Origin of the sequence: Paraburkholderia atlantica, assembly GCF_009362785.1 — a bacterium.
Lineage (GTDB): Bacteria > Pseudomonadota > Gammaproteobacteria > Burkholderiales > Burkholderiaceae > Paraburkholderia > Paraburkholderia atlantica.
On sequence record NZ_WHNQ01000034.1, the window covers coordinates 54,746 to 80,992 of the forward strand.

General features: G+C 65.4%; 19 protein-coding genes. 14 read left to right on the forward strand and 5 right to left on the reverse strand.

The window, feature by feature from the left end; translation table 11 throughout:
- The first annotated feature begins 193 nt into the window (after window positions 1-193).
- Both GCT19_RS32725 and GCT19_RS32730 read left to right on the forward strand, forming a co-directional pair.
- Window positions 194-1,897 carry a S10 family peptidase gene (locus GCT19_RS32725; protein WP_152854230.1) on the forward strand — a complete coding sequence of 568 codons (1,704 nt, stop codon included), beginning with the start codon at window positions 194-196 and terminating at the stop codon, window positions 1,895-1,897.
- A gap of 95 nt (window positions 1,898-1,992) precedes the next feature.
- Window positions 1,993-2,739 (forward strand): FadR/GntR family transcriptional regulator, encoded by a 747-nt coding sequence (locus GCT19_RS32730; RefSeq protein ID WP_152854231.1) that lies wholly within the window; start codon window positions 1,993-1,995, stop codon window positions 2,737-2,739.
- A gap of 44 nt (window positions 2,740-2,783) precedes the next feature.
- On the opposite strand, the gene GCT19_RS32735 is transcribed toward GCT19_RS32730, so the two are convergent.
- Window positions 2,784-3,923, reverse strand: coding sequence for a Gfo/Idh/MocA family protein (locus tag GCT19_RS32735; protein WP_152854232.1), 1,140 nt, complete (start codon window positions 3,921-3,923; stop codon window positions 2,784-2,786).
- A gap of 3 nt (window positions 3,924-3,926) precedes the next feature.
- Window positions 3,927-4,694, reverse strand: coding sequence for a sugar phosphate isomerase/epimerase family protein (locus tag GCT19_RS32740; protein ID WP_152854233.1), 768 nt, complete (start codon window positions 4,692-4,694; stop codon window positions 3,927-3,929).
- A 362-nt stretch (window positions 4,695-5,056) separates the two neighbouring features.
- On the opposite strand from GCT19_RS32740, the gene GCT19_RS32745 reads away from it, so the two are divergent.
- From GCT19_RS32745 to GCT19_RS32770, 6 genes are all read left to right on the forward strand, one after another.
- Entirely contained in the window at window positions 5,057-6,049 is a 993-nt protein-coding gene (locus GCT19_RS32745; RefSeq protein WP_018438181.1) for a LacI family DNA-binding transcriptional regulator, read from the forward strand.
- Window positions 6,050-6,664: 615 nt separating this feature from the next.
- Window positions 6,665-7,408, forward strand: a complete 744-nt coding sequence (locus GCT19_RS32750) for a (Fe-S)-binding protein (protein ID WP_152854234.1) — start codon at window positions 6,665-6,667, stop codon at window positions 7,406-7,408.
- Window positions 7,405-8,808 carry a lactate utilization protein B gene (locus GCT19_RS32755; RefSeq protein ID WP_152854235.1) on the forward strand — a complete coding sequence of 468 codons (1,404 nt, stop codon included), beginning with the start codon at window positions 7,405-7,407 and terminating at the stop codon, window positions 8,806-8,808. The genes GCT19_RS32750 and GCT19_RS32755 overlap by 4 nt, the downstream gene beginning before the upstream one ends.
- Window positions 8,795-9,379 (forward strand): LutC/YkgG family protein, encoded by a 585-nt coding sequence (locus tag GCT19_RS32760; RefSeq protein WP_152854236.1) that lies wholly within the window; start codon window positions 8,795-8,797, stop codon window positions 9,377-9,379. The genes GCT19_RS32755 and GCT19_RS32760 overlap by 14 nt, the downstream gene beginning before the upstream one ends.
- A 69-nt stretch (window positions 9,380-9,448) precedes the next feature.
- Window positions 9,449-11,218, forward strand: coding sequence for a VRR-NUC domain-containing protein (locus GCT19_RS32765; RefSeq protein ID WP_321576907.1), 1,770 nt, complete (start codon window positions 9,449-9,451; stop codon window positions 11,216-11,218).
- The gene (locus tag GCT19_RS32770) at window positions 11,215-13,476 is read left to right on the forward strand and encodes an ATP-dependent DNA helicase (protein WP_152854237.1); all 2,262 of its coding nucleotides are present in this window, start codon (window positions 11,215-11,217) and stop codon (window positions 13,474-13,476) included. The genes GCT19_RS32765 and GCT19_RS32770 overlap by 4 nt, the downstream gene beginning before the upstream one ends.
- A gap of 51 nt (window positions 13,477-13,527) precedes the next feature.
- Here GCT19_RS32770 and GCT19_RS32775 read toward each other — a convergent pair whose 3' ends face one another.
- Both GCT19_RS32775 and GCT19_RS32780 read right to left on the reverse strand, forming a co-directional pair.
- Window positions 13,528-16,164 carry a mechanosensitive ion channel domain-containing protein gene (locus GCT19_RS32775; RefSeq protein ID WP_152854238.1) on the reverse strand — a complete coding sequence of 879 codons (2,637 nt, stop codon included), beginning with the start codon at window positions 16,162-16,164 and terminating at the stop codon, window positions 13,528-13,530.
- A 418-nt stretch (window positions 16,165-16,582) separates the two neighbouring features.
- The gene (locus tag GCT19_RS32780; protein ID WP_152854239.1) at window positions 16,583-18,010 is read right to left on the reverse strand and encodes a sigma-54-dependent transcriptional regulator; all 1,428 of its coding nucleotides are present in this window, start codon (window positions 18,008-18,010) and stop codon (window positions 16,583-16,585) included.
- 1,325 nt (window positions 18,011-19,335) lie between these two features.
- On the opposite strand from GCT19_RS32780, the gene GCT19_RS32785 reads away from it, so the two are divergent.
- The 5 genes from GCT19_RS32785 to GCT19_RS32805 all read left to right on the forward strand — a co-directional run bounded on the left by GCT19_RS32785 (window position 19,336) and on the right by GCT19_RS32805 (window position 23,627).
- The gene (locus GCT19_RS32785) at window positions 19,336-19,605 is read left to right on the forward strand and encodes a hypothetical protein (protein ID WP_152854240.1); all 270 of its coding nucleotides are present in this window, start codon (window positions 19,336-19,338) and stop codon (window positions 19,603-19,605) included.
- Between the two features lie 184 nt (window positions 19,606-19,789).
- Window positions 19,790-20,992 (forward strand): AAA family ATPase, encoded by a 1,203-nt coding sequence (locus GCT19_RS32790; protein WP_152854241.1) that lies wholly within the window; start codon window positions 19,790-19,792, stop codon window positions 20,990-20,992.
- 166 nt (window positions 20,993-21,158) lie between these two features.
- Window positions 21,159-22,598, forward strand: coding sequence for a nicotinate phosphoribosyltransferase (locus GCT19_RS32795; protein WP_152854242.1), 1,440 nt, complete (start codon window positions 21,159-21,161; stop codon window positions 22,596-22,598).
- A 7-nt stretch (window positions 22,599-22,605) separates the two neighbouring features.
- Window positions 22,606-23,169, forward strand: a complete 564-nt coding sequence (locus GCT19_RS32800; RefSeq protein WP_018438170.1) for a nitrogen fixation protein NifQ — start codon at window positions 22,606-22,608, stop codon at window positions 23,167-23,169.
- Between the two features lie 38 nt (window positions 23,170-23,207).
- Complete coding sequence (locus GCT19_RS32805) at window positions 23,208-23,627, forward strand: winged helix-turn-helix domain-containing protein (RefSeq protein WP_227717828.1); 420 nt, start codon at window positions 23,208-23,210, stop codon at window positions 23,625-23,627.
- Window positions 23,628-23,722: 95 nt separating this feature from the next.
- Here GCT19_RS32805 and GCT19_RS32810 read toward each other — a convergent pair whose 3' ends face one another.
- Entirely contained in the window at window positions 23,723-24,604 is an 882-nt protein-coding gene (locus GCT19_RS32810; RefSeq protein ID WP_152854243.1) for a LysR family transcriptional regulator, read from the reverse strand.
- Between the two features lie 122 nt (window positions 24,605-24,726).
- Between GCT19_RS32810 and GCT19_RS32815 the strand changes: the two genes are divergently transcribed.
- On the forward strand, window positions 24,727-26,247 hold a 1,521-nt coding region (locus tag GCT19_RS32815), incomplete at its 3' end, for an MFS transporter (protein WP_152854244.1).

A 26,247-nucleotide genomic window follows, 5' to 3' on the forward strand; every position in this document is an offset into this window, starting at 1 on the left:
AAGGCGCTGTCGATTCTGCCACGACTGCGCAGGTGTGCGCCATGTGCAGGAAAAGGCGCTATGTAATGTTGGGGCGTGCCGCGACACCGAAGGTTGACGCCGCACAAACTTGCGTCAAGAATCGAGCGCCGGGTGCGCTCCACAATCCGGCTGGACGGCCTCCAGCGCTTTTCGACTCGTCGCGGACGACTTCATGACCCTTCGCTTCTGTTCCTCGTTGCGCCGCTTGCTGACAGCGGGACTGCCGGCCGCCGCGCTGACGGTGGCGCTTTCCGTCGCCGGTGCGGTGTCGTTCGGCGAACGATGCATGGCAGCCGGGCAGGCCGATGCGAGGGCAGGCACGGACGCCGCCGCATCCGCGCCGAGCGCGCCGCAGGTCGGCGAATCGAATGAGCCGCACAAGCGGACGGCTGCATCGAATGCACCGGACTCGGCCGACGCGGCGAGGCCTCACAACGACAGGGCGTCGCCGCCCGCGATTCCGGTGCCGCCGGAAACCACCAGCACGACCACGCATTCGCTGCGCTTGAACGGTCGCAAGCTCGACTACACGGCGAGCGCCGGCAATCTGTTGCTGCACGACAAGACCGGCGCGGCCAACGCGAGCGTGTTCTATGTCGCGTACACGGTGCCCACCAAAGCGCCGGCCACGCGTCCCATCACGTTTCTGTTCAACGGCGGCCCAGGCGCCGGCAGCGTATTCCTGATGATGGGCTCGGTCGGGCCGAAGCGCGTGCGCACCGCGAGCCCCGCGAGCACGCCGCCCGCGCCGTACACGCTCGAAGACAACCCCGACAGCCTGCTCGACACGACCGACCTCGTGTTCATCGATGCGGTCGGCGCGGGCCTGTCGAGACCGGTCGGGCATGGCACGGGCAAGGACTTCTGGGGCGTCGATCAGGACGTCGGTGCGTTTGCGCAATTCATCGACCGCTATCTGACGGTGAATCAGCGCTGGAATTCGCCGAAGTACCTGTTCGGCGAATCGTATGGCACCGCGCGCGCTGCGATGCTCGCTTATCAGTTGGGGCAGCACAATATCGCGCTGAACGGCGTGATCCTGCTGTCGTCGGTGCTCAATTCCGCGGCGTTCGCGCCCGGCACCGATTTCAAGAGCGAGAGTTATCTGCCGAGCTTCGCGGCGATCGCGTGGTATCACGACAAGGTCACGCCGAAGCCCGCGAGCTTGCCGGCCTTTGTCGACGAAGCGCGCGCGTTCGCGCGCGGGCCCTATGCTCAGGCGCTCGATCAGGGCGATGCGCTGCCCGACGATCAGCGCGACGCGATCGCCGCGCGCGTCGCGTACTACACCGGTCTCGACGTGGGCTTCGTGAAGCGCAACCGTCTGCGTCTTTATCCGTCGCGTTTTCGAAACGAGTTGCTGCGCAACGAGTCGCGCAGCGTAGGGCGCTACGATGCGCGTGTCGAAGGCCTGAATTACGACGATGCAGCGGAAGATCCCGATTTCGATGCGTCGGTGAGCAGCGTGTCGAATGCGTTCAATGCGGCGCTTCATCAGCATCTGTCGGAAGACCTGCACTACACGCCGACCGACCGTTACCTGGTGTTCAGCGACGATGCGTTGAGGCAGTGGGACTGGAAACATCGCGAATGGTGGGGCGAACGGCTGGAGCTGCCGTACGCGGGCGGCGATCTGGCCGAAGCGATGCGGCAGAATCCGCAGTTGCGGGTGCTGTCGCTGAACGGCTACTTCGATCTCGCCACGCCGTTTTACGCGACCGAATATGCGCTCGCGCATCTTGGCCTCGATCGGTCGCTGCGCGAGAACGTGCGCATCGCCTACTATCCGACCGGCCACATGGTGTATCTCGACGATGCCGCGCTGCATGCGATGAAGCGTGATCTCGTGAGCTTTTATACGGCTCAGCCGCATTGAGATCGGCGAATCGGCGCACGATGTCGAACGGTATAATTCCACGCACCGTGCAGTAGCCGCGCGCCTCGTCAACCGCGCTTCATCGTTTGCCGCTTATGCCATTCAGCCCAATTCCGTCCTTCGCGCGCAAGCGCATTTCCGACGTGGTTTCCGACCAGATCAAGCAACTGATCTCGGAGGGCACGCTGATGCCCGGTGACCGGCTGCCGGCCGAGCGCGATCTCGCGGCGCAGCTCGGCGTGTCGCGGCCGTCGTTGCGCGAGGCGCTGATCAGGCTGGAGGCGGACGGTTACATCGAAACATCGGGCCGCGGCGGTTTCACCGTGGTCGACGTGACCGCGCCGATCATCTCGAAGCCGCTTGCCGAACTGCTGCTGCAGAATCCGCGTACCAGTGCCGATATTCTGGAGCTGCGCCAGGGGCTCGAGGCGATTTCGACGGTCTATGCCGCGCAGCGCGCAACCGCCACCGACCTGAAGAAAATTCGCGCGGCGTTCGAGGCGTTGAAGGCTGCGTCGTTGTCGCGTGATCGCGCGAATCTCGCCGAACTCGATGCCGCGTTTCATCTCGCGATCGCCGACTCTACGCATAACGTCGCGCTGGCGCATGTGATGCACGGCATTCACACGCTGATTCGCGAGGGCATGCGCCAGTATCATCGCTTGATCGATTACGACGATGCGATGGAAAAGCAGTTGATGAGCCAGCACCAGGCGATTTACGACGCGGTCGTCGCGCGCGATGCGCCCAAAGCACGCAAGGCAGCCGAGCGGCATCTGGCCTTCGTGCGCGAGATTTACAAGGACGATGCGACGAAGCCGTCGGCTGCCGTGATTTCCTGAGTGGCCCGGCCACGCGAAACATCTGGCGACGGAGCGTAGCCGACTCAGTCGGCGACAAACACCTGTTCGCCTCGCCCCAATGGCACGACGACGGGTCGCTGCACGGCGGTCTCGATATCGATGTGCCGCCCCTCGCGCGAAGAGCGTTCGAAGGCATCCAGCACCTCCAGCACATGTAACGCCAGTTCGCCGCTCGCGCGATGCGGCCGATCCCGGCGCAATGCCACCGCCATGTCCAGCACGCCCACGGCGCGGTAGTTGGCCACGCGCGCGCCACTTCTCAACGTGAAGTTGTCGACGCCAAAGGCGTGATGCTGTGTGTCGAGCGGCTTGAAGCCGCTATCACGTTCAGCCACGCGCGGACTTCCGCCAAAGAAATTCGGGTCGACGCCCAACAGCGTGCCTTCGGTGCCGTAGATTTCGATGGGCGCACGCTGATGAGCCCACACGTCCCACGAGGCACTCATCGACACGTTGGCGCCGCTTGCAAATTGCAGGATGCCGTTGACCGTAGTGGGCACCTCGACCTCGATGACCTGGCCGCGGAGCGGCTCACTGGAGATGATGCGCTGTGGAAAACCGATGGTCGCGCAAGCGGACACGCGTGCCACCGGTCCCAGCAAGTTGACCAGCTGGGTCACGTAATACGGGCCCATGTCGTGAATGGGTCCGCCGCCCGGCTTGAAAAAAAACTCTGGATTGGGGTGCCAGGATTCCATGCCGCGAGACAACACCGCCACGGCCCCGCCTATAGGGCGCCCAATGCGGCCGGCATCGAGCGCCGCGCGGCAGGCCTGATGGGCCGCGCCGAAGAAGGTGTCCGGTGCGCAGCCCACACGCAATCCCGACGCCTCGGCTCGCGCCAGCATTGCGCGTGCGGACGCGAAGTCGGTAGCCAAAGGCTTTTCGAGGTAGACGTGCTTGCCGGCCTCCAGAATCTGCAGGCTTACCGGCACATGCGCGTGCGGCACCGTCAGGTTGATGACGATTTCGATGTCGGGGTCGGCCAGCAGCGCGTCCACCGACATCGCCGCAACGCCGTGCTGCGCGGCCTTGGCCTGGGCGGCCTCCGGACGCAAGTCGGCGCAAGCCTTGACGCGGGCGAACTCCGAATTCGCCGCGCCGGTGAAATAGGCATCGCTGATGTTGCCGCAACCGATGATGCCGATCAGGACAGGTTTCATGGATCAGGCTCCGAGCTGGTGCAGATAGGCAAAGGCGTTGCGGGCGAAGCGTTCGCCGTCGCTGGGATTGTCGTGCTCGGCGGCGAGAAAACGCGCCCCCGCTTCGCGGCAGGCCACGGACAGCGTGGGCCAATCCATGACGCCGTGACCCACGTCGGCCCAGCCGTCCTCGTCGAGTTTTTTACCCGCCGGCGCGAGGTCTTTCGCATGCGCCGAGACCACGCGGCCCGTATAACGACGCAGCCATGGCAGCGGATCGGCGCCGCCGCGCACGAGCCAGGCGACATCCACTTGCCAGCCGAGCGGGCTTGCTCCGGCGGACTCGAACAGCAGTTCCAGCGCCGTTGCGCCGGTCTCTTTCGCCCTGAGTTCCCAATCATGGTTGTGGTAAGCGAGACCGATGCCCTGATCGGCGAGCCGATGAGCGAAGTCGCCCAATTCGCTGCCGAGCGCCCGCCAATATGCGGCGTCACTGTCGCGCTCGGCTGGCGGCACCGCGGGCATGACCAACTGGGTGAAACCGATGGTCTCGCACGCCGCGACTACTTCTTGCAAACGCTCACGCAGCATGGCCATGCTGAGGTGGCTGGACGAGGCGCTCAGGCCGCGCGCCTGAAGCTTGTCTCGGGTGTCGGCCGCATCTTCGAGCAAGGACCCGATCAGCTCCACCTGGCGAAATCCGGCTTGGGCTGCAATGTCGAGCTGCCGGTCGAGATCGCCCGCATTACGCAGGCTGTAAATCTGGATGGAAATGGGCAAGGCTTGATTCATGGTCGTCAGTCCAAAGAGTCAAGGGAATGCGGCACGGATGGCAGCTTGCTCGGATGGCGAGCAGCGACCGCTGCAAAGCGGGGTGCAGGTCAGCAGGGTAAGCGCTTTCCCGTTTGCCTGGAACATGGGCTTTACCCTATGCGACGGGGATCGAGCCAGGCACGAATACGGGCAAAGGCAATTGAGATGCGGAACATATAAGGCTGCCGGTTGCTGCAACGTCATGGCCCGCAGCAAGCCATGTCTCAATCTCCGCGCAGGTTCGACGCTCAATAGCGCAACGTAGGAAAAAGTTTTCCCTCTGGTGATACTATTGTTACCTCCCGGCTAACAGCGGGCCCGCCGCTGCCTGAACCAACACGATGCGAAGCAAACCCTCTATCGAAGCCGTCGCCCGCGAGGCTGGCGTATCAATTGCCACGGTGTCGCGTGTGCTCAACGGCACGAAGCCCGTATCGGCGGCCACGCGTGAGCGGGTCGAGGCGGCGGTAAGCGCATTGGACTACCGCGTCAATCCGTTCGGCCGCAGCCTGAGTACCGGGCAGAGTCGCATTCTGCTGATGCTGATGCCGGACTTCGCGAATCCCTATTACGCCGAGATCGTGCGCGGGGCCGCCGCGGTCAGTCGCCAGGCCGGTTACACGCTGCTTCCGGCGGACCTGGAAGCGTGGACTGGCACAGCGGACGCCTCCCTGCCGACGCTGCTTGGCAGCCTGAGCGACGGCGTCATCAATCTCGTGCCGATGTCCGACCAGGCAGCCCGGCGCGAGGCGGCGAACGGCAAGCCGTGGGTCAATTGCTCGGAGTTCATGCCCGGTAGTGACGTGCCTTATGTCAGCATCGACCATCGCCAGGCCGCTACGGATGCGGTGCAGTACCTGATCAACAAGGGCCACCGGCGCATCGGCTTCATCACCAGCGATGAGCGCTTCCTGTATGCGCGTCAGCGACGCGAGGGCTACGACGCCGCACTACTGCGCGCCGGTCTGGCGCCTGCGCCCGAGCTTGTCTGCGTCACTGGCGATAACAGCTACGCGGCCGGAAGCCAGGCGGCGGCAAGTCTGCTGGCGGTGGTGGACCCGCCGAGCGCCGTGTTCGCCGTGTCGGACACGTTGGCGATCGGCGCGATCAAGTGCTTTAGCAAGGCCGGCCGGCGGGTGCCGCACGACGTCGCCGTAATGGGCTTCGACGATGTGCCCATCGCCGACATCTTCGAGCCGGGGCTGACGACCGTGGCCCAGCCGATGGTCGAACTGGGCGCCGCGGCCGCCGAAATGCTGCTGGCGCTGCTGGACGGGCAACGCCCCGCGCCGCGCATTCTGCAACATCGGCTGGTGCTGCGGGAGTCGGTTTGAGCGGTCGCGCCGCTAACGGATCGGTCTTCACCACTTGTAGAGAAACCCGACGTCGCCCCATACGCCCCTCTGGCTCCCGGTCGCGGAGGCGTTGAGCGAAAACTGGTAGCCGAACTGCCCGTACAAGCTCCATCGCGTGTCGAGCTTCGCCGTCAGCCTCTGGGGCCATCAAAATGGAAGTCAGCGCTATCAGGAAGGAATGCCATCCCGACAGTTGCACTGGCGGCAAAGCGGGGCGCGTTAGCGAACAGTGATATTGTTGCCCCGGGTCGGGGCCACTGGCGTTGTGCTGTTGCCGGTGCGCGCCGCGAATTGCCGTCGTCAACTTCATTCGCTTGTCTCCCTGTGAAATATTGCATGGACACATTGCACAAATGCGACAGGGGTAAGACGTGCTGACGATTAGCAATGTTATATCAACGTAGCGGCTTTGCTACCGACAAACACGTTCCCGCCGGCGAAGGTCGCACTTGTTCTGGCGTTTCAATGGGAGCGGCCGAATTGACACCGCCTACGGACTTTTTTATAGTCTTGGTCAGACCAACATGACCATAGCGGGCAGACGGGCCGCATCGGTCGGTAGACATCATCCCCGCCGCATTTCCTGAAGGCCCTATGAAAGTCGCGCTGTTTATCCCGTGCTTTATCGACGCGTTCTATCCCGAGGTCGGTATCGCGACGCTCGAACTGCTCGAACGCTTCGGCATCGAGGTCGACTATCCGCAACAGCAGACCTGCTGCGGCCAGCCGATGGCCAACAGCGGCGCGCATGCAGACGCCGCCGCCACCGAGCGACTGTTCGCGCGCAACTTCGCGGGCTACGACTACATCGTCGGGCCGTCCGCGAGTTGCATTCATCACGTGCGCGAGCATCTGACCGCGCTCGAGCAGACTGATGAAGTGAAGAAAGTGCGCGCAAGCGCTTACGAGTTGGTCGAGTTTCTGCACGACGTGATCGGCGCGCGCGAATTTCCGTGGGCCGAGTTTCCGCATCGCGTCGGTCTGCACAGCAGTTGCAGCGCGCTGCGTCATCTGAAGCAGGCGTCGGCGTCGGAAATCGCCGGCACGCCGTTTTCGAAGCCGCGCACGTTGCTCGAAGGCGTGAAGGGCATCGAGTTCGTCAAGCCGGCGAGGCCCGACGAATGCTGCGGTTTTGGCGGCACGTTCTCGGTCACCGAAGAAGCGGTGTCGGTGCGCATGGGGCAGGACAAGGTGCGCGACCATCTGAACGCGGGCGCCGAGTACATCGTTTCGGGCGACATGTCGTGCCTGATGCATCAGCAGGGTTGCGCTGAACGCATGAAGGCCGACGCGCGCTTCATTCATATCGCGCAGGTTCTCAATGGAGCACGCGCATGAGCGGCGACCATCACCGCATCGATCACGCCAAAGCCGCGGGTTCTTTTATCGGCAAAGCCGAGCATGTCGCGTTTCACGACAAGCGTCTGTGGGACCTGCGCGAGAAGCGCGACGCGCAGGCGCATGGCATTGCCGAATGGGAAACGTTGCGCGCGCTGGCGTCGGGCATCAAGGAACACACGCTGTCGAATCTGGCCGACTACCTGGAGCAGTTCGCGGCGGCGGCCGAGTCCAATGGCGTGGTCGTGCATTGGGCGGCGAACGCGGAAGAGCACAACGCGATCGTCCACCAGCTGATGTCCGAGCGCGGCATGACGACGCTCGTCAAGAGCAAGTCGATGCTGACCGACGAATGCAAGATGCGCGAGTATCTCGAACCGCGCGGCATTACCGTGATGGAGACGGACCTCGGCGAGCGCATTCAGCAGCTCGATCATCAGGACCCGAGTCATATGGTCGTGCCGGCCGTCCATAAGCTGCGCGCGGACGTGGCCGAGCTGTTCGGCCGCACCATCGGTACCGATCCGAAGAATAGCGACATCCACTATCTGGCAGAAAGCCAGCGCATGAATACGCGGCCGTATTTCGTGCGCGAGAAAACGGCTGGCATGACCGGCTGCAATTTTGCGGTGGCGGAAACAGGCACGGTCGTCGTCTGCACGAACGAAGGCAATGCCGATCTTTCGGCGAACGTGCCGCCGTTGCATATCGCATCGATCGGAATCGAGAAGCTGATACCGAAAGTGTCGGACCTGGGCGTATTCGTGCGCATGCTGTCGCGCAGTGCATTGGGTTCGCCGATCACGCAGTACACGTCGCATTTTCGTGCGCCGCGGCCGGGCACCGAGATGCACTTCATCCTCGTCGATCATGGCCGCTCCGAGCGGCTCGCGATGGAGGACTTCTGGTACTCGCTCAAATGCATACGCTGCGGCGCGTGCATGAATACGTGTCCGGTCTATCGACGCAGCGGCGGCCTGTCGTATGGCGGCACCTATTCGGGGCCGATCGGCGCGATCATCAATCCGACGTTCGATCTGAAACGCTATAGCGCGTTGCCGTTCGCATCGACACTCAACGGCAGTTGCACGAACGTGTGTCCGGTGAAGATCAATATTCACGAGCAGATCTATAAATGGCGGGCGGTGATCGCCGAGCAGCATGAAGTGCCGTTCGTGAAGCAGGAAGTGCTGAAGATGGCGGGGCGTTTGCTATCGAGTCCGACCTTGTATCGCGCGACGGTAGCGTCGATGGGCAGCGCGTTGCGGCGGCTGCCGAATTTCGTGCTGTACAACCCTCTGAATATCTGGGGCCGGCAGCGCGAATTGCCGGAAGCACCGAAGATGACTTTTCATGCCTGGTACAAAAAGAATCGCGGAGGCGGCAATGACAACGCGTGAGGCTTTTCTTGCCAAAGTACGCGCCGCGCAACCGGCCGCGCGGCCGCGTCCCGACGTGCCGCTGTTCGATGCGGTTGGCGGCGATCTGCGGGCGCGTTTCACGACGGCCTTGCAAACGATGGGCGGCACTTGCGTCGAAGCAGCAAGCGCGAGCGACGTCAGCGATCTGATTCGCGAGCGCTTTGGCGCGGCGGCATCGATCGCATCGGCGAGCGCGGAAGTGCCGGGCACGCGCGTGATCGGCGCCGGTACGGACCCCGCGTCGCTGCAGGACGTCGACGTCGGTGTGGTGCGGGCGCGCTTTGGCGTCGCCGAAACCGGCTCGGTGTGGTTTAGCGAGCGCGAATATGTGGTCAATGCATTGGGCTACATCGTCCAGCATCTGGTCGTGTTGCTCGATCCGGCGCAATTGCTCGATGGACTGCAAGATGTCTATCGCCGTGACGATTTCCGCAGCGCGCGCTACGCGGCGCTGGTTACCGGCCCTTCAGCCACCGCCGACATCGAGGGCGTACTGATTCGCGGCGCGCAGGGCGTGCGTTCGCTGACGGTCGTGTGGCTCGCGAGCTGATGCGCGGCGGTTGCTGCGCCGGACTTTGCTATCATCACTGTATAAACATACAGGTCCTGCACAAAGTCCGTGGCAACCGATGCTCGCTCAGAGATCCGCTCTGAAGCTCCTTACTATCTGCTGAATTTCGAGCGCGCGCTTGCATGGCTCGCCGCGCGTTACGACGACCTGCTCGACGACGAAGAGCATGCTTTTCTAGACACTTTCGCGACATTGCCGCAGCCCTCGCGTGCGTTGCTGGTGCGCATGCTGATGCGCAAGGGCACGCTGTTTCGCGCGAGCCGCCTCGTTTATGACGAAATCGGCTGCCCGTTGCAGGCGGCAATGCCGATGACGTCGCATCGCTGGATCGACAGCGAGCCGGCTCTGTCACTCGACGATCTGTTTGCCCTCAGCACGCGTGCGCAATTGCTGGAGATGTTCGCGGACGCGATCGCGCGAATTCCCGGCGCGAAGGCATTGCGCAAACCGGATCTGCTCGAAACGCTGCGCGCGTTTTACCAAACTGAAAGCGGCGACGCGCAAGCATGCACATCCCGTCCGCTCGCCGCCTGGCACGGCGCTACTACTGACCGCGTGCTGCACGTCGCGATCGCGCCGTTGTGCGATCGCTTGCGGCTGATGTTCTTCGGCAATCTGCATCAGGACTGGTCGGAGTTCGTGCTCGCCGATCTTGGCGTGTTCCAGTACGAGAAGGTCGCGTTCGGGCCGTCGTCGCGGGCGTTCCAGCAACGCGCGGACATCGACGTTTATCTCGCGCTGCACGCGTGCCGCGAAGCGCTCGAGTGGCTACCTGTCGACAGCGACTCCACCGCGCTCGAAGAACTGATCACGACCGTCCGCTCGATCGACACCTCGAATCCTTGGCTCGAAACGCGTCGCGCGAAACTGCTGTTCCGGATCGGCCAGGATTGCGAGCGGCGCGAGCAGTGGGACACCGCACTCGAGGTGTACGACGGCTGCGCGTGGCCGGGTGCGCGTCATCGACGCATGCGCGTGTTCGAGCGCAGCGAGCGTTACGGCGAAGCGCTCGCGCTTGCCTCGCAGGCCGACGCCGCGCCCGAGAGCGAAGAAGAAGCGCAGCGGGTCGCCCGGATGTTGCCGCGCTTGCGGCGCAAATGCGGCATGCCCGTACCGCGCGCTGCTGGGGCGCGGCCTGTGGAGCGCGCCACGCTGGTGCTGCCGAAGCCTGACACGCCGGTGCCCGTCGAATACGTGGTGCGCGATCATCTGTGCAGCGACGCCGCGCCGGTGCACTACGTCGAGAACGCGCTGATCAACTCGCTGTTCGGCCTGCTGTGCTGGGAGCCGGTTTTCGCGGCGCTGCCCGGCGCATTTTTTCATCCGTTCCAGCGCGAACCGGCCGATCTGCACGCGCCGGATTTTCACGCGCGTCGCGCCACCCAGTTCGCCGCGTGCTTCGCGCAGCTCGATAGCGGCGTCTACCGCGCCACGATTTTGCGGCATCTGCATCAGAAGACCGGTATGCAGTCGCCGTTCGTATTCTGGGGACTGTTGACGCCCGAACTCGTCGCGCTTGCGCTCGACTGTCTGCCCGCCGCGCATCTGAAGCTGTGGTTCGAGCGCTTGCTGCGCGACATTCGCGGCAATCGTTCCGGCTTACCCGACCTGATCCGCTTCTGGCCGGCCGAGCGTCGCTATGAATTGATCGAGGTGAAAGGCCCGGGCGATCGCCTGCAGGACAATCAGAGCCGCTGGCTCGCGTACTGCGCGCAGCACGGCATGCCGGTGCGCGTCGTCGACGTGCGCTGGGCCGGGCAAGAGGCGCAGAGCGAAGCAGACGCCGCACCGCGAGCCGAAGCGGAGCGCGTCGTATGAGTTACGTGGTGGCCGTCCGCGCGATGTGCGAATTCACCGCGCGGCGCGGCGATCTCGATCTGCGCTTCACGCCTGCGCCGACTTCGCTCGAAGGCATCGCCGGTCATCAGATGGTCGCCGGCCGTCGCGCGAGTGGCTATGAAACCGAACTGACGCTGACGGGCACGCATCGCAGTCTGACCGTGCGTGGCCGCGCGGACGGCTACGATCCAATCGCGAACCGGCTCGAAGAAGTGAAGACCTATCGCGGCGATCTCGCACGCATGCCCGCGAATCATCGCGTGCTGCACTGGGCACAGGCGCTCGTCTATGGGCATCTGCTGTGCCAGTCGCGCGGGCTCGCCGAACTGACGGTCGCGCTCGTGTACTTCGATATCGGCAGTCAGAAGGAAACCGCGCTGACGCAGCAGCACAGCGCGGGCGAACTCGAAATTTTCTTCGTCGAACAGTGCGAACGATTTCTCGATTGGGCCGTGCAGGAAGACGCGCATCGCGTCGCGCGCAATGCGGCGCTCGTCAACTTGCAGTTTCCGTATGGGCAGTTTCGCCGCGGGCAGCGCGAGCTCGCGGTGGCCGTATATCGCGCCGCGCGCGACGGCAAGCCGTTGATGGCGCAGGCGCCGACCGGCATCGGCAAAACGCTGGCGACGATTTTTCCGTTGCTTAAAGCCTGCGGCGAAGACCGTCTCGATCGTCTGTTCTTTCTGACCGCGAAGACGCCGGGCCGCGCGCTTGCGCTCGATGCAATCGACTCGCTGCACCGGAGCGCGCCGCTGCCGCTCAGAACGCTCGAACTCGTCGCGCGCGACAAAGCCTGCGAGCATCCGGACAAAGCCTGCAACGGCGAATCCTGTCCGCTCGCGCGCGGCTTTTACGATCGTCTCGCTGCGGCGCGCTCCGCCGCGCTGGCGACGCCACGGCTCGATCGCGCGGCGGTGCGCGAGGCCGCGCTCGCGCACGAGGTCTGTCCGTACTATCTGGCGCAGGAGCTCGCGCGCTGGGCCGATGTGATCGTCGGCGATTACAACTACTACTACGACGCGAGCGCGATGCTGCATGCGCTCACGCAAATCAACCAATGGCGCATCGGCGTGCTGGTCGACGAAGCGCACAACCTGCTCGAACGCGCGCGGCGCATGTATACCGTGTCGCTCGATCAAAGCGCGTTCCGGCTCGCGCGCAAGAGTGCGCCGGCGGCGCTGAAGAAGCCGCTCGAACGCTTGCAGCGCGAGTGGAATGCGGTGAAACGCGCGCAGACGGCCAGCTACCAGGTGTACGCGGCGATACCCGGCAAATTGCTGTCCGCCGCGCAGAATCTGATTGGCGCAGTGACCGACCAGCTCGCCGACGCGCCGTTGTCGATCGACGAACACGCGCTGCGCTTTTTCTTCGACGCGATGCACTTCGTCGCGCTCGCCGAGCAGTTCGGCGAGCACTCGATGTTCGACGTGACGTTGAGCGCCGACCGTTTCGCGCCGCGCGACAAAACCAGTGCGACGCTATGCGTGCGCAACGTGATCCCCGCGCCGTTTCTCGCGCCACGCTATGCGGCCGCGCGTACCACGGTGATGTTCTCCGGCACGCTGAATCCGCAGCATTTCTATCGCGACACGCTTGGGCTCGCCGACGACACGCAATGGCTCGACGTCGAAGGACCGTTTCGCGCGGAGCAGTTGCAGGTGCACGTGGCCGCTCATGTGTCGACGCGCTGGCGTGACCGCGAGCGCTCGCTCGCGCCGATCGTCGAGCTGATCGCGAAGCAGTACGACGCGCAGCCCGGCAACTATCTCGGGTTCCTGAGCAGTTTCGACTATCTGCAACGCGTGGTCGCGCTGCTGCGCGAGCGGCACCCCGGCTTGCCGGTGTGGGCGCAGGAGCCCGGCATGGACGAAGCCGCGCGCGATGCGTTTCTCGCGCGCTTCAGGACGATGAATCAGGGGATCGGTTTCGCGGTGCTCGGCGGCGCGTTTTCGGAGGGGGTCGATCTGACCGGACAGCAACTGATCGGCGCGTTCGTCGCGACGCTCGGTCTGCCGCAGGTCAACGACGTCAACGAGCAGATGCGCCGCGCGCTCGATGCGCGCTTCGGCAACGGCTACGACTACATGTACCTGTATCCGGGATTGCAGAAGGTCGTGCAGGCGGCGGGTCGCGTGATCCGCACCGAAGACGATCGCGGCGTCGTGCATCTGATCGACGACCGCTTTCGCAGGCCGGAAGTGCGGCGTCTGTTGCCGCGCTGGTGGCAGGTTCGCTAGCGCCGAGCCGCGCTAGCGAACCTTTACGCGTGCGACGCGCGACGCGTCACGTCACGCGTGCGGCGAGGTCGAGCCCGGATTGGCGGGCGTACCGGGGCCGCCGGCCGGGCTTGGATCGACGGGGATCTGATCGTCGAGCGGCGCGTCGCCCTTGTGCGGAGTGTGGTCGCCGCTATCCGGCTGTCCACCGTGGTGGATGCGCGGCACGCCCGCGTCGACCTTGGCCTTGCTCGCGGGGTCCCACGTGAGCAGCTGACGCTGCGGATTAGCGATCTCGATGCCGAGCTCGCTGAAGCGTTCGAGGATGCGCCGGTTGAACTCGCGTTGCACGCCCCAGCGCGACGTATCGCGGCATTGCATCTGGCCGGCCAGCGTGATCGCCGAACCGTCGACCGCATCGACGCCCCAGAACGAGAAGTCCGCCAGGATGCCGTCCTTGAACTTGTCATCCTCGCGCAGCGATGTGCCGATTTCCTTCAGCGTGTCGATCGCGCGCTCGACGTCCTGGCCGAACACGATATTCACGCGCACCGCCGCGTTGCCGATGCCGCGATTCGTGTTGTTCACGGTCGACACCGAGCTGAACGGCACCGTAAACAGCGAGCCGTCGCTGCCGCGCAGACGCACGGTGCGAATCGACAGATATTCGACGGTGCCCGACACGCCCGCGAGCGTGACCCAGTCGCCGACCTGCATCGCGTTTTCCATCAGCAGGAAGATACCCGTGATGAAATCCTGCACGAGCTTCTGCGAGCCGAAGCCGAGCGCGACGCCGAAGATGCTCGCGCCCGCGAGCAGCGGCCCGATGTTCACGCCGAGTTCGCTCAACCCCGTCAGCACGACGACGAGCGCGATCACGCAGAACAGCGCGCTGCGCAGCATCGGCATCAGCGTGCGCAGGCGCGCGGCGCGCACCAGATCGCCGCTGCTGGTCCAGTTGTCGAGGCGGCGTTCGGCCGACACGTTGACCACCTCCCACACCACCAGCGCGATGATCGCGGCCACGGCGATCGTCGCGAGCGCCGAGGCGAGCCGGTGCCCGATCGTGCCGCTGCGGAACAGATCGACGACGTCGACGCCCCACGCCTGCAACAGCACGAACGCGGTGACGATGCCGATGATCCAGCTGATCACGCGCCGCAGCGCCGGATAGTAGCGGTACGCGTGCTGATGCACGAGCGAGCGCGACGCCTCGTCCTGCACGTGGAAGATGCGCGCGAGCGCACCGAAGATCACGATCGACACGAGCCGTGCGCCGATCAGTATCGCGAGCGTCATGCCGCCGATATTCACGAGCGCGTGATAGCCGTTCTGTACGTCGAAGGCCCATACGAACCACAGGCCCATCACAATGACCACGGCGACCCAGGCCCACGCGTCCGCGAGCGCGTTGCCGAACATCTGCAACGACTCGTGCGCGGAGAAGCGATTGCGGATCCGGTTGGCGACCGACTTCGCACAGCGCAGCACGAGGATCGAGATCATCACGTGACCGACCAGCGCGACCACTTTCAGCAGCGCGAGATGCGCGGCGTCGTTCATGCCGAGCGCCTGCGCGACCTCGGCTAGCGCGACGCCGGCGCCGACCACGCTGACGATCCGCACGACCCAGCCGAGGATGAACGCGGCCCACGCGTCGCCCATGCGCAGCAGCCGCAGACGCGGCGCGCTCGGCTGCAGAAAGAACGCGCCGACGATCACGACGCAGCGGCACACCACGTAAACGTCGATCAGCGAATCGAGCGCGCGGTCCTGCGGCGTGCCGTTGTCGGTGACGATCGAAATCACCGCGCTCGCCGCGGCGACGAACACGGCAAGCGGGATCATACGAACCAGCGTAATAAGCAATGCGCGCGGCAGACGTTGCAGCAGCGTCCAGTGGTGCGTCGCGTTGCGCTTGCCTTCGGCTTCGATCACGCGGCCTTTCTCGGATGGCGTCGCGTACGGCGCGGCGGGGCCAGTCGCGACGGCTTGCGCCTCAGCCTCGAGCACTGGCGGCACCGACGACCTCGCGGGCAGCGGCGGCGTGCTGGTAGGCGCATGACCGGTCCGCGCGGCGCCTGCGGCAGGCGTGGACGGCGGCGCGGTGTCGTTGTCGTCCTGCTGCGCGGCTTCGCGGCGCGCAGCAATCGCCCGGTAGACGCGCCGCAGCAGCCGGCGCGTCAGCCATTCGAGCAACAATGCGGGAATCAGCGCGGCCAGCAGCGACGACAGCACCTTGAGCAGCACCACGCGCGCGTGCGGGTTGGCGAACTGCCAGTCCCACCATGCGCGCACCGACGCGACATCGAGCAGCGCGGCGATCGAGCCGCGCAGCGAGGTCGCGAGATAGTTGGCGTAATGTGCGCCCTGGCGCGCGATCTGCGACGCGAGGCCATTGCTCTTGAACGCGGCCGGTACGAGCGAGGCTGCGCCGCTTGCGGCGGCCGGCGCTGACGCAGCCGACGGCGCGGAAGCGGGCGGCGCGCTCAACGCGCCGGCCGCGGCGATCGCCTGCAGCGTATCGGCGACCTGCGCGCGGCGTTTGGGGTCGTTCAGGACGGTGAGCGCGTCGCGGGCCTGCTGAGGTGTCAGCGTGACGGCGGCGGAAGCGGACGAGGGATGGGCAGGCTCCGGCGCGGCGGCGAACACGGGCGCCGCGCCGGAGACCAGAAAAATGAAAAAGCAGATACGCAGAAATTTTTGCATAGGGTGTAAAGCGGGATGAAGCAAGGGCGGAAGATTGTGCCGGAACGTAGGGCTGTTTCAGCGGGGCGACCCGGGACGGACACGGGCCCGGGGGCTGAAGTTCCTGCGGCGGAGGCCCGCCGGACGGGCGAAAGTGCCGCGAGGGCGGCGCTCGCCGGGCGGGGCGTTGAGCCGATAGGATAGCCGATGATGGCCGGCAGGCCTCGCGAAGTCAGCAGGAAGCCTGCCCCGAAAGCCCCCTCGGGCCGGGCGGCGCAGGGGAAGGAGGCCGCTGGCCGGGTGGCAATGCTGGCGGTGGCGCGGGAACGCGCGGGATGATTACTTTACGTGTAAGCAGAGCGCTCGTGAGTCGGGATCGATCAATCGCCGTCACCGTGCGCTGCTAAGCGTTCACTGCAAAAAACGCTTGAATCCGCGCTTATGCCACCGACGAGGTCTGGCGCTCGGCTTCGTCGCCGGCATCGGGACCGCTGCTCGCGCCGCGTCCGGCCGGCTCCTGATGCAGCCGGTTCGCGTGCATCAGCCGATACAGCGTCGCGCGCGATATGCCGAGTTCGGCGGCCGCATCGGACAGCTTGTAGCCGTGTCGCAGCAGCGCGTTCTCGATCGCATCCTTTTCGGCCTTGCTGCGGATCTCCGCGAGCGTGACCGCGGGGCCGTTGTCGGCTTCGGGCAGGCCGAGGTCGCTCGCGGTGATGAAGCGGCCCTCGCTCATCACGACCGCGCGACGCACGCAGTTGATCAGCTCACGCACGTTGCCGGGCCACGGATAGTTCGACATCGCGACGATCGCGTCGCTCGACAGTCCGCGCAGCTTGCGCGCGCCGTCCTGCTTGTACATGCTGAGCGCGTAATTGGCGAGCAGCTTGATGTCGCCGCCGCGCTCGCGCAGCGGCGGCTCGACGAGGCGCAGCACGCATAGCCGGTGATAGAGGTCGGAGCGGAAGCGCCCGTCTTCGACGGCGCGCTCCAGGTCGACGTGGGTCGCCGAGATCACGCGCACGTCGACGCTGATCGGACCGTTGCCGCCAAGCCGCTCGATCGTGCCTTCCTGCAGGAAGCGCAGCAGCACCGCCTGGCATTCGTGCGGCATGTCGCCGATTTCGTCGAGAAACAGCGTGCCTTCATGCGCGCTCTCGATGCGGCCGATTTTGCGTTGCAGCGCGCCGGTAAACGCGCCGCGCTCGTGGCCGAACAGTTCGGCTTGCAACAGGCTCGGCGGAATCGCCGCGCAATTGATCGCGACGAAGGTGCGGCCCGCGCGCGGCGAGCGGTCATGAATAGCACGAGCGGTCAGCTCCTTGCCGGTGCCCGATTCACCCGCGATGAAGACGGGCGCGTCGGTCACGCCGCATTTGTCGATGCGCCGGTAGAGCTGTTGCATCGGCTCGCATTGGCCGACCATGCCGTGACGGCCGACCGACGGCTCCGGCGCGACGCGAGGCTGACGCAGGCTCGACAGCCCATGAGCGTGGCCGAGCGCGAACACGAGCCGCTCGTTGAGCCACGGCTGCGTGACGAAGTCGAAGCAGTAATCGAGGATGAAACGGCTGACCAGTTCGTTGTCGGCCTGGCCCGGCACGATCTGCGCGACCCAGTTGGTCTCGACGCGGCGCATGCACAGCGCGAACGCGGACAGCTGCTGGGACGTGCAATCTTCGGGCAACTGAACGAGACCAACCTTGATATTGCCGCGTTCGATCATGCGTTCCGCGACGGCCGTGCTTTTTGCGTGCACGGCTTGCCATCCCGACGCGGCCAGAAACTCGACGAGTTTCTGGTCGGGCGCGTTCGCCACGTATAGAACCGTGCGTTCCATGTCGGCCGGCGTGCAAGTCGTAGTCATGGTTCCCCCCGTTCGATCCTCGGACTGCTGTGCGGCGTTGTGAGATTCAGGCGGCCAGTTACGGCACTCCGGCTGCGACGCATTCACGGCAGCAGCGATCACGAACAAGGGACACTGCAAGCGCGGCGCGAACCGGAACGCGCTGCATGGCGGACCCATTCATGCAATGGCGGCGACCTTGTCGTTCATTGCTGAAACTGCCCGGCGACTTTATCCCCGAATCGTGAAAACCACTTGAACCGTGGCTTGCCTCGTTGACCTGATACAAGCGCTCTGATTGGCGCATGGCCTAACGATAAGCGAAAGCGCCTGAAAGCGCCAGATAAAGAAACATGGATCGGGAATGCGTGTTGGTTTCCGATTAACACGGATCACTAATGAATAAGCGGTCAAGGCCGGATATGCGAGGAATCGCACATTGCATAGCAATTGCCCTGGTATTAAGGCGTGACTAAAATCGACGAGCCGCGAGCAGCCATGTTTCACACTTGCGACAAATCGGACAGCACGAGTCGAGTGCGCTTTGCGGCGCCGGGCGGGGTGCTTCTCCAACCGCAGGGAGCGGCGAAGTCGCGTGTGGCCGGCCCTGCGGCCAGCCAGCAGGCCGGCGGGACGGAGCGGAGGGCGCGCTTTGCGGCCAGCGCGCGGCGAATTGGCGTGTCAGAAACGAATCAATGCGCACCACGCCCCAAATCGGGGCGGCTCGCCTCGCGTTCGAAAACAAACCGATTTCACCGCAGCGTAAAGCTTTGACGGGGGCCTTACGGATGGTTACGCGGGTTGGCATAAGCGTTGCAATAAGGTCTGCACAGAAAAATGTTTTGCTGCCAGGTCGACGGTACGGGGAAAACCGGATTAAAAAAGACCGGCGGTAAAAAGCTCACTCGCAGGCACGGTCGGGGAAGCCATCAGATGTTTGCGGGAGCGCGGCGGGGCCTTATTAAATGCGTGAGAAAAACGGTTGAATGGCGGACCGGTATGACGGCCATTCAAAACCGGACGAAAAAAGGGCATCGACTTCGCCGTTTTTCCTTTTCGACTTTTTTGTCCTGACGACGCGAAAAGGATGGCGATAACGACAGGCAACGCGCTGGCAACATTCGCGAGCGACGCGCCGCAAAGGGAAGGGGCAGCGCCGGATCAGGACCGGCCGGCGCGATGAAGCGGGGAGAGAGGCCATCGTCTCCACAGAGAGACGAATGTACGAGGTGAACCAGGGGCCGTGTCCGTGGGTTGGCACGGGCACGGCAACCTGGCCCGACGGCCGGGGCGTTGCGACGAAGCGGCGTGACCTGGCGCAAATCCGATCGACATCGGGGGCTGTCATGAAACCACAACTGATTCGCAGGCTGGCCGCTTCGGACGGAACGGGGCGCACTTACCGGCGGTATGTCGCGGCGTCGCGCGCGCGCTTTTTCGCGCAGGCGGCGGGGTCGTCGGTCGATCTGCTGGCGCTCGTCGTCGCCGAGACGCTCGAGCGCCGCGCCCAGGCCGAGCTCCGCCGCGCGGTGCTGCGCGACGCGCTGTACGAGATGCCGGTGCGCGCTCATCGCAACGCGGCGCATCGGCGCGACGAAGATGAAGACGACGTTTGACGCTTGCCGCTCGATGCCGGCTCGCGACGGCCGTACAGGAATTCGATAGCACCGTTTGCCGGCTCATGGTTTTCACGGAGGAGCGCCGCGGTAAGGAGTTCGCGCCGAAGCCTGCGTCGTCAATCGTGAACAGACGACTTGAATAAAAACCAGCGCATGACGCGCCAAGCGCCGCAGAGCTGCCATGATCGACATCTTCCTGATTGCCGCGAGCATTGATAACGCGCAGCGCATCGTCGTGCGGCTCGAACAGAGCGGCGTGCGTTATCGGCTGCACACCGCATACGGTTCGGCCCGGCAACTGCCGATCCACGCACGCATGTTCCGCGGAGCCGACCTGCTGATCGTCGACGACGCGCAACTGGACGTCCGCGGACTCGACGGCATCCAGCAAGCGCTCGCCAGCGCACCGACACTCCACTGCATGCTGGTGACGCCGGCGCCGTCCAGCGCGCTGATCGGCGCGGCGCTGCGCATCGGCGTGCGGCAGGTGCTGTCGTGGCCGCTCGACGCACAGGCCGTCGCCGATGCGCTCGCGCAGATCGAAGCGCGGCGTCGCGCGCCCCAGCGGCGCCGCGCGCGCGTGGTCACGCTGGCGTCGAGCAAGGGCGGCAGCGGCACCACGCTGATCGCGGTCAACCTCGCGTGCGCGCTCGCCGCGCGGCGTGAGCGGCGCGTGCTGCTGATCGACCTGAGCCAGCAATTCGCCGACGCGAGCCTGCTGATGGCGAATCGCCCGCCGCCGATGACGCTCGCCGATCTGTGCTCGCGCAATGAGCACCTCGACGCGGCGCTGTTCGACGCATGCGCGATGCACGTGCGTCCGAACCTCGATCTGCTAGCCGGTGCCGGCGATCCGCTGAAGGCCGCCGAACTGTTGCCCGGCCAACTCGAGCGGATTCTGACGTTGGTGCGCGGGCGTTACGACGCGGTGCTGATCGACGTCGGCCCGAGCCTGAACCCGTTGACGATCCGCGCGCTCGCGCATAGCGACGCGATCTGCATGGTGGTGCGGCAGAACCCGCTGTACCTGCATGGCGCGCGCCGCATGCTCGATATCTTTCGCGAGCTGGGGCATCCGGCCAGCAAGGTGCGGGTCGTCGTTAACCAGTACGACAAGGACGCGCAGATCAATCTGCCGATGCTCGAACGCACGCTCGACGCGAGGGTCGCCCATCAACTGCCGCGCGACGATCAGCACGTCGACGAAGCGCTGAGCCTCGGCGTGCCGCTGGTCGCGTGCGCGCGCGACAGCGGGCTCGCGCAAGGCATCGTCCTGCTCGCGAACATGCTGTGGCCGGCGGGTGCCGAGCGCCGTAGAAGCATGCTCGGCCGGCTCCTCGCGACGTGGCCGAATCTGCCGCCGCAATTAAAGCCAGGGGTCTAGGCCGACGACGAGCGCTAACGCGCATACCGTAGTAAGGTGAGATACAGGGTCATCCGCCCGCCTATTCTGATAGGTAGAGCGGCGGCGTCAGAGTTTCGAAAGCGTCGCCGAGGCTCGCGCCGTCCGGTCACTCCAGCGAGAAAATCAGGTGAACGCAGCACCGTCCATGCAAAACGCGCAGGGTTTCAGCGACCTTGCGTCGATCCTGTCCAATCCGATTCTGAATACGGATTCGTACAAGGCATCGCACTTTCTGCAATATCCGCCCGACGCGACGGCCATGTTCTCGTACATCGAATCGCGCGGCGGACGTTACGAGCGCACGCTGTTTTTCGGCCTGCAGATGCTGCTGAAGGAATACCTGTGCCGGCCGGTCACCGGCGCGATGATCGACCAGGCGCGCGTGTTCTTCGGCGCGCACGGCGAGCCGTTCAACGAAGCGGGCTGGCGCTACGTCGTGCAGCAATACGGCGGCTATCTGCCGGTGCGGATTCGCGCGGTGCCCGAAGGCTCCGTCGTGCCGACGCACAACGTGCTCGTCACCGTCGAATGCGACGATCCGCACGTGTTCTGGCTCGCGTCGTATCTGGAGACGATGCTGATGCGCGTGTGGTATCCGATCACGGTCGCGACGCAAAGCTGGCATCTGCGTCAGACGATCCGCGCAGCTCTGCTGAAAAGCAGCGACGATCTCTCGCAGCTGTCGTTCAAGCTGCACGATTTCGGTGCGCGCGGCGTGTCCAGCGCGGAGTCGGCGGCGATCGGCGGCGCGGCGCATCTGGTCAGCTTCATGGGCTCGGATACGGTGCTCGGCGTGGTGGCGGCGAATCACTACTACCACGACAGTATGGCCGCGTTCTCGGTGCCGGCGGCCGAGCACAGCACGATCACGGCGTGGGGCCGCGAGCGCGAAATCGACGCGTATCGCAACATGATCGCCCGCTTCGGCAAGCCGGGCTCGATCGTTTCGGTGGTGTCCGACTCTTACGATCTGTTCGCCGCGCTGAACGCATGGGGCGGCGAGCTGAAGCAGGCCGTGCTCGATTCCGGCGGCACGCTGGTGATTCGTCCGGACTCCGGCGATCCGTGCACGATCGTGCTGTACACGCTGCGCTCGCTGGAGGCGTCGTTCGGCTCGCAGACGAACAGCAAGGGGCGGCGCGTGCTCGACCATGTACGCGTGATCCAGGGTGACGAGGTGAACCCGGATTCGATCTCCGCGATTCTCGCCGCGATGGACGAGGCCGGCTTCGCCGCCGACAACATCGTGTTCGGCATGGGCGGCGCGTTGTTGCAGCAGATCAATCGCGATACGCAGCGCTTCGCGATGAAGTGCTCCGCGATTCGACTGGGCGACACGTGGCACGATGTGTCGAAGGACCCGGTCACGGATCACGGCAAGCGCTCGAAAAAAGGCCGGCTCACGTTGCTGCGCCATCGCGGCAGCGGCGAGTACCGGACGGTCACGTTGCCGATCGTGTGGGACGAGCGCACGGTGGCGGGCGAGTGGGACGAAGTGCTCGAGACGGTATTCGAGGCGGGCCGCTTGCTGGTCGATACGTCGCTGGCCGAGATTCGAGGCCGCGCCTATGCGGAGGAAGTTTGATCCCGCCATGCCCGACGATCCATTGATGACCGGCTGCATGCGTGCGTGGCTACGCGAGGCCACCGAACCCGGGGACGCCGACACGCGTCTGTTCGCCAAACTGATCGCCGCGCGCGACGCCCGCAACGAGCTCGCGTTGCTCGGCCTGCAAGCGGACGCATGGCGCGCGCTGCTAGCGAGGCACTTCGTTCGGGCGCGCATTCCGGCGTTGCCGCTTCCGGTAGTCCCCAGCGAACACGCGAACTTCGTCCACGCACTGCACACGCTGCTCGTCGCGAACGCGAGCAGCACCGTCCATCCCGACGACGCGCATTGCCTCGCGACGATCATCGCCCATGCGTGTTTGCGTCCGGATCATCTATGGCGCGACCTTGGCCTCGCGGGCCGCGATGACGTGACGTGGATGCTCACGCGCTACTTTCCGACGCTCGTCGAGCGCAACGTCGATAACCTGCGCTGGAAGAAATTCCTCGCCGCGCAATGCGCGATCTCGTTGGGTCTGGAGCCGGGACCCGCGCCGGGTTGCCCGGGCTGCGAGGACTACGGGTACTGCTTTCCAGGGCAGCCTTGAAGCGCCCCTCCGAGGAGGCGGCGGGAAACCGTTCGTATATGCTTGCGCGCATGGCCGACACCGCAAAACCCGCTAAAACCAGAGCCGCTGCGGCGACGAAGTCCACCCGGACGCGTCCCGAAGTGCGCTTCAGAATGCGCATCCGCACTGGCGATGCGGTCGCACTCGGGCCAGGCAAAGTCGATCTGCTCGAGGCGGTGCGCGAATATGGTTCGATCTCGGCCGCGGCGCGTAGTCTCGACATGTCGTACCGGCGTGCGTGGCTGTTGATCGACGAGCTGAACCGCTCGCTGAAGTCGCCGGCCACGCAATCGGAGCAGGGCGGTCAGAGCGGCGGCGGCTGCACGCTGACGCCGGTCGGCGAATCCATCATCCGTCTATATCGGGACGTCGAGGAAGAGGCGCGGCGAAGCTGCGCGAGGCAGATCGCGGAACTGGTGAAACTGATCCGCTCGTGAAGGGCGATCGCGAGTTTCAACCGCCGTGTGATGGATGCCGAGATCGGTCGCGCGATGGCGATCGAGGGCGGCAAATAATGGCGCCGTTGTCAGCCTCAGTTGTTACCACCGCGCGCGAAGCGCAGGAACGCCTTCACGGCTGGCGCGCGCTCGTGCTGACGAAACGCGAGCGCGATTTCGGACGCGATCGGCTGACCGGCGATGTCGCGGTAGACGACGCCCGGCAGCGCGATGCAATCGGCGAGCGTATGCGGCACGACCGACACATAGCCGCCGAGCGACACACAGGCGAGTACCGCCGCGAGCGTACCCGGACGCGGCCCGAGCCGCGGTGAGAAGCGCCCGCGCCGCGCGACCTCGAAGGTGCCCGACTCCTGCTCAGGCAGCACGAAACACTGCTCGCGCAGTTGCGCGGGGCGCACGCTGGCCGAGGCGGCGAGCGGCGACTCGGCAGGCAGCGCGAGCACGAAGCGGTCGCGATGCACGGTCGTGGCCTGAATGCCGGTTGCGAGCGGCATCGGCGGACGCACGTAGGCTGCGTCGAGCAGTCCGTCGCCGAGCATCGCGGCGACCGCGTCCATCGGCACCTCGCGGATCGATACCTCGACGCCCGCATGCGCGCCGCGAAAGCCGCCGACTGCCTTCTGCAACACACCCGCATAAGCGGCCGACGCCACGTAGCCGATTTCGATGCGTCCCACCTCGCCGCGTCCGGCGAGCAACGCGCGCTGTGCGGCGCGCTCCAGATGATCCAGTGCCACCAGCGCTTCGGTGAGATAGGCGCTGCCCGCCGCGCTCAACGCGACCGAACGCTTCGTCCGATAAAAGAGCCGCACGCCGAGCAGGCGTTCGGTCTCCTGGATCAGTCGCGTCAGCGATGGCGCAGCGATGCCGAGCTCCTCGGCGGCGCGCGCGAAATGCAGCTGTTGAGCGACGCACACGAAGGCACGGATATGACGCAGTTCAAGTTGTCGCATGTTTTTCTGTATTGACCCGATTGCTAATTATTCTGTGATTTTAGGTGAATGACATGCAATAGTGCGCCCGCTACGATGACGTCACTTCCGCCCCGTCCTTCGCGTTGCAGCGCGTCGCCCCAATGTCATTTCTCCCCAGCCGCCATCCGGCGGCAACGCCGGCTCCCGCCGCCCGTCCCGCTGTCGTGCTGGCCATCGCGTCGGCCACCTGCTCGCTGATCGTGCTCGATACCAATGTCGTCGCGGTGTCGCTGCCGTCGATCGCGCGCTCGTTCCACGCGAGCTTCGCCGATGTCGAATGGGTCGTCAGCGCCTACATGGTCGCGTTCGCGTCGTGCCTGCTGTCCGCGGGCGCGCTCGCCGATCGCGTGGGCCGCAAACGCATGCTGCTCGTCGGGCTCGCGGTGTTCAGCCTGGCGTCGCTCGGGTGCGGGCTCGCGACGTCGGCGCTGGCGTTGAACGTCGCGCGCGCGGTCAAAGGCGTGGGCGCCGCGATGCTGCTGACGGCCGCGCTCGCGGTCATCGCCAACACTTTTCACGAGGGCCCGGCCCGCGTGCGCGCGTGGGCCGTGTGGGGCACCTGCATGGGCATCGCGACGACGATCGCGCCGCTGGTCGGCGGCGTGATCACGCAATGGCTCGGCTGGCGCTGGATCTTTCTGCTCAATCTGCCGGTGTGCGGCGTGCTCGGCTGGTGCGCGTCACGCGAGCTCGCCGAGTCGCGCAACCCCGCGCGCGGTCCGCTCGATGGCGCGGGCAGCCTGCTGTTCGGCCTCGCGCTCGCAAGCGGCATCTGGGCCTTGATCGACGCGCCGTCGCACGGTTTCGCGAGCTGGGCTACAGGCTCGAGGCTAGCGGTCTGCGCGCTGCTTGGCGGCGCATTCGTGCAGCTGCAGCGGCGCCGCGCGCATCCGATGGTCGATCTCGCGCTGTTTCGTCAGCCTCGTTTCGTCGCCGCGGTGCTCGCGATGTTCGGCTACGCCGCGTGCGCGCAAGTGATGATGACGTTCCTGCCGCTTTATCTGCAGAACGCGTTCGGGCTGTCGGCGGTGGCCGCCGGCATCGGCATGCTGCCGTTCGCGCTCGCGATGGTCGTGGGGCCGTACATCGGCGCGGCGCTCGGCAGATGGATTCCGCCGATGCTGCTGCTGAGCGCGGGCCTGCTGCTGATCGCGCTCGGCAATCTGCTGACCGCCCTCGTGGCCGGCGGCGCTCGCTACGCGTGGGTCGCGGTCGGCATGATCGTGACCGGACTCGGCGCCGGCGTACTGAACGGCGACACCCAGAAGGCGATCATGGCGTGCGTGCCGCCGGAGCGGACCGGCATGGCCTCGGGTATCAGCACGACGACGCGTTTTACCGCGATCGTCATGTCGGTCGGCGTGCTCGGCGCGGTGCTGGCCGCGCACGCGCGCTCGGCGTTCGACGCGGCCACGCCGCTGACGCCCGCCGTGCGCGCCGCGCTCGACGCCGGTTTCATGTCGCGCGTGATGGCGGGCGACATCGCGCAGGCCACCGCGTCGCTGGCGCCCGCGCTACGGACGGCGCTGACGACGGCCGCGCAGGCGAGCTTCGCGGCGGGTTTTGCGGCCGCGCTGGGAGTGGCCGCGCTGGTCGCGGCGTCGGTGGCGGCGGTGGTGTGG

Excerpts from the sequence above, each read along its gene's own strand:
- GCT19_RS32750 (WP_152854234.1), top strand. The coding sequence starts at position 6,665 with ATGAAAGTCGCGCTGTTTATCCCGTGCTTTATCGACGCGTTCTATCCC.
- GCT19_RS32785 (WP_152854240.1), top strand. The coding sequence starts at position 19,336 with ATGAAACCACAACTGATTCGCAGGCTGGCCGCTTCGGACGGAACGGGG.
- GCT19_RS32775 (WP_152854238.1), bottom strand. The coding sequence starts at position 16,164 with ATGCAAAAATTTCTGCGTATCTGCTTTTTCATTTTTCTGGTCTCCGGC.
- GCT19_RS32780 (WP_152854239.1), bottom strand. The coding sequence starts at position 18,010 with ATGACTACGACTTGCACGCCGGCCGACATGGAACGCACGGTTCTATAC.
- GCT19_RS32805 (WP_227717828.1), top strand. The coding sequence starts at position 23,208 with ATGCTTGCGCGCATGGCCGACACCGCAAAACCCGCTAAAACCAGAGCC.
- GCT19_RS32745 (WP_018438181.1), top strand. The coding sequence starts at position 5,057 with ATGCGAAGCAAACCCTCTATCGAAGCCGTCGCCCGCGAGGCTGGCGTA.
- GCT19_RS32795 (WP_152854242.1), top strand. The coding sequence starts at position 21,159 with ATGCAAAACGCGCAGGGTTTCAGCGACCTTGCGTCGATCCTGTCCAAT.
- GCT19_RS32755 (WP_152854235.1), top strand. The coding sequence starts at position 7,405 with ATGAGCGGCGACCATCACCGCATCGATCACGCCAAAGCCGCGGGTTCT.
- GCT19_RS32790 (WP_152854241.1), top strand. The coding sequence starts at position 19,790 with ATGATCGACATCTTCCTGATTGCCGCGAGCATTGATAACGCGCAGCGC.
- GCT19_RS32735 (WP_152854232.1), bottom strand. The coding sequence starts at position 3,923 with ATGAAACCTGTCCTGATCGGCATCATCGGTTGCGGCAACATCAGCGAT.
- GCT19_RS32760 (WP_152854236.1), top strand. The coding sequence starts at position 8,795 with ATGACAACGCGTGAGGCTTTTCTTGCCAAAGTACGCGCCGCGCAACCG.
- GCT19_RS32740 (WP_152854233.1), bottom strand. The coding sequence starts at position 4,694 with ATGAATCAAGCCTTGCCCATTTCCATCCAGATTTACAGCCTGCGTAAT.
- GCT19_RS32770 (WP_152854237.1), top strand. The coding sequence starts at position 11,215 with ATGAGTTACGTGGTGGCCGTCCGCGCGATGTGCGAATTCACCGCGCGG.
- GCT19_RS32725 (WP_152854230.1), top strand. The coding sequence starts at position 194 with ATGACCCTTCGCTTCTGTTCCTCGTTGCGCCGCTTGCTGACAGCGGGA.
- GCT19_RS32810 (WP_152854243.1), bottom strand. The coding sequence starts at position 24,604 with ATGCGACAACTTGAACTGCGTCATATCCGTGCCTTCGTGTGCGTCGCT.
- GCT19_RS32730 (WP_152854231.1), top strand. The coding sequence starts at position 1,993 with ATGCCATTCAGCCCAATTCCGTCCTTCGCGCGCAAGCGCATTTCCGAC.
- GCT19_RS32800 (WP_018438170.1), top strand. The coding sequence starts at position 22,606 with ATGCCCGACGATCCATTGATGACCGGCTGCATGCGTGCGTGGCTACGC.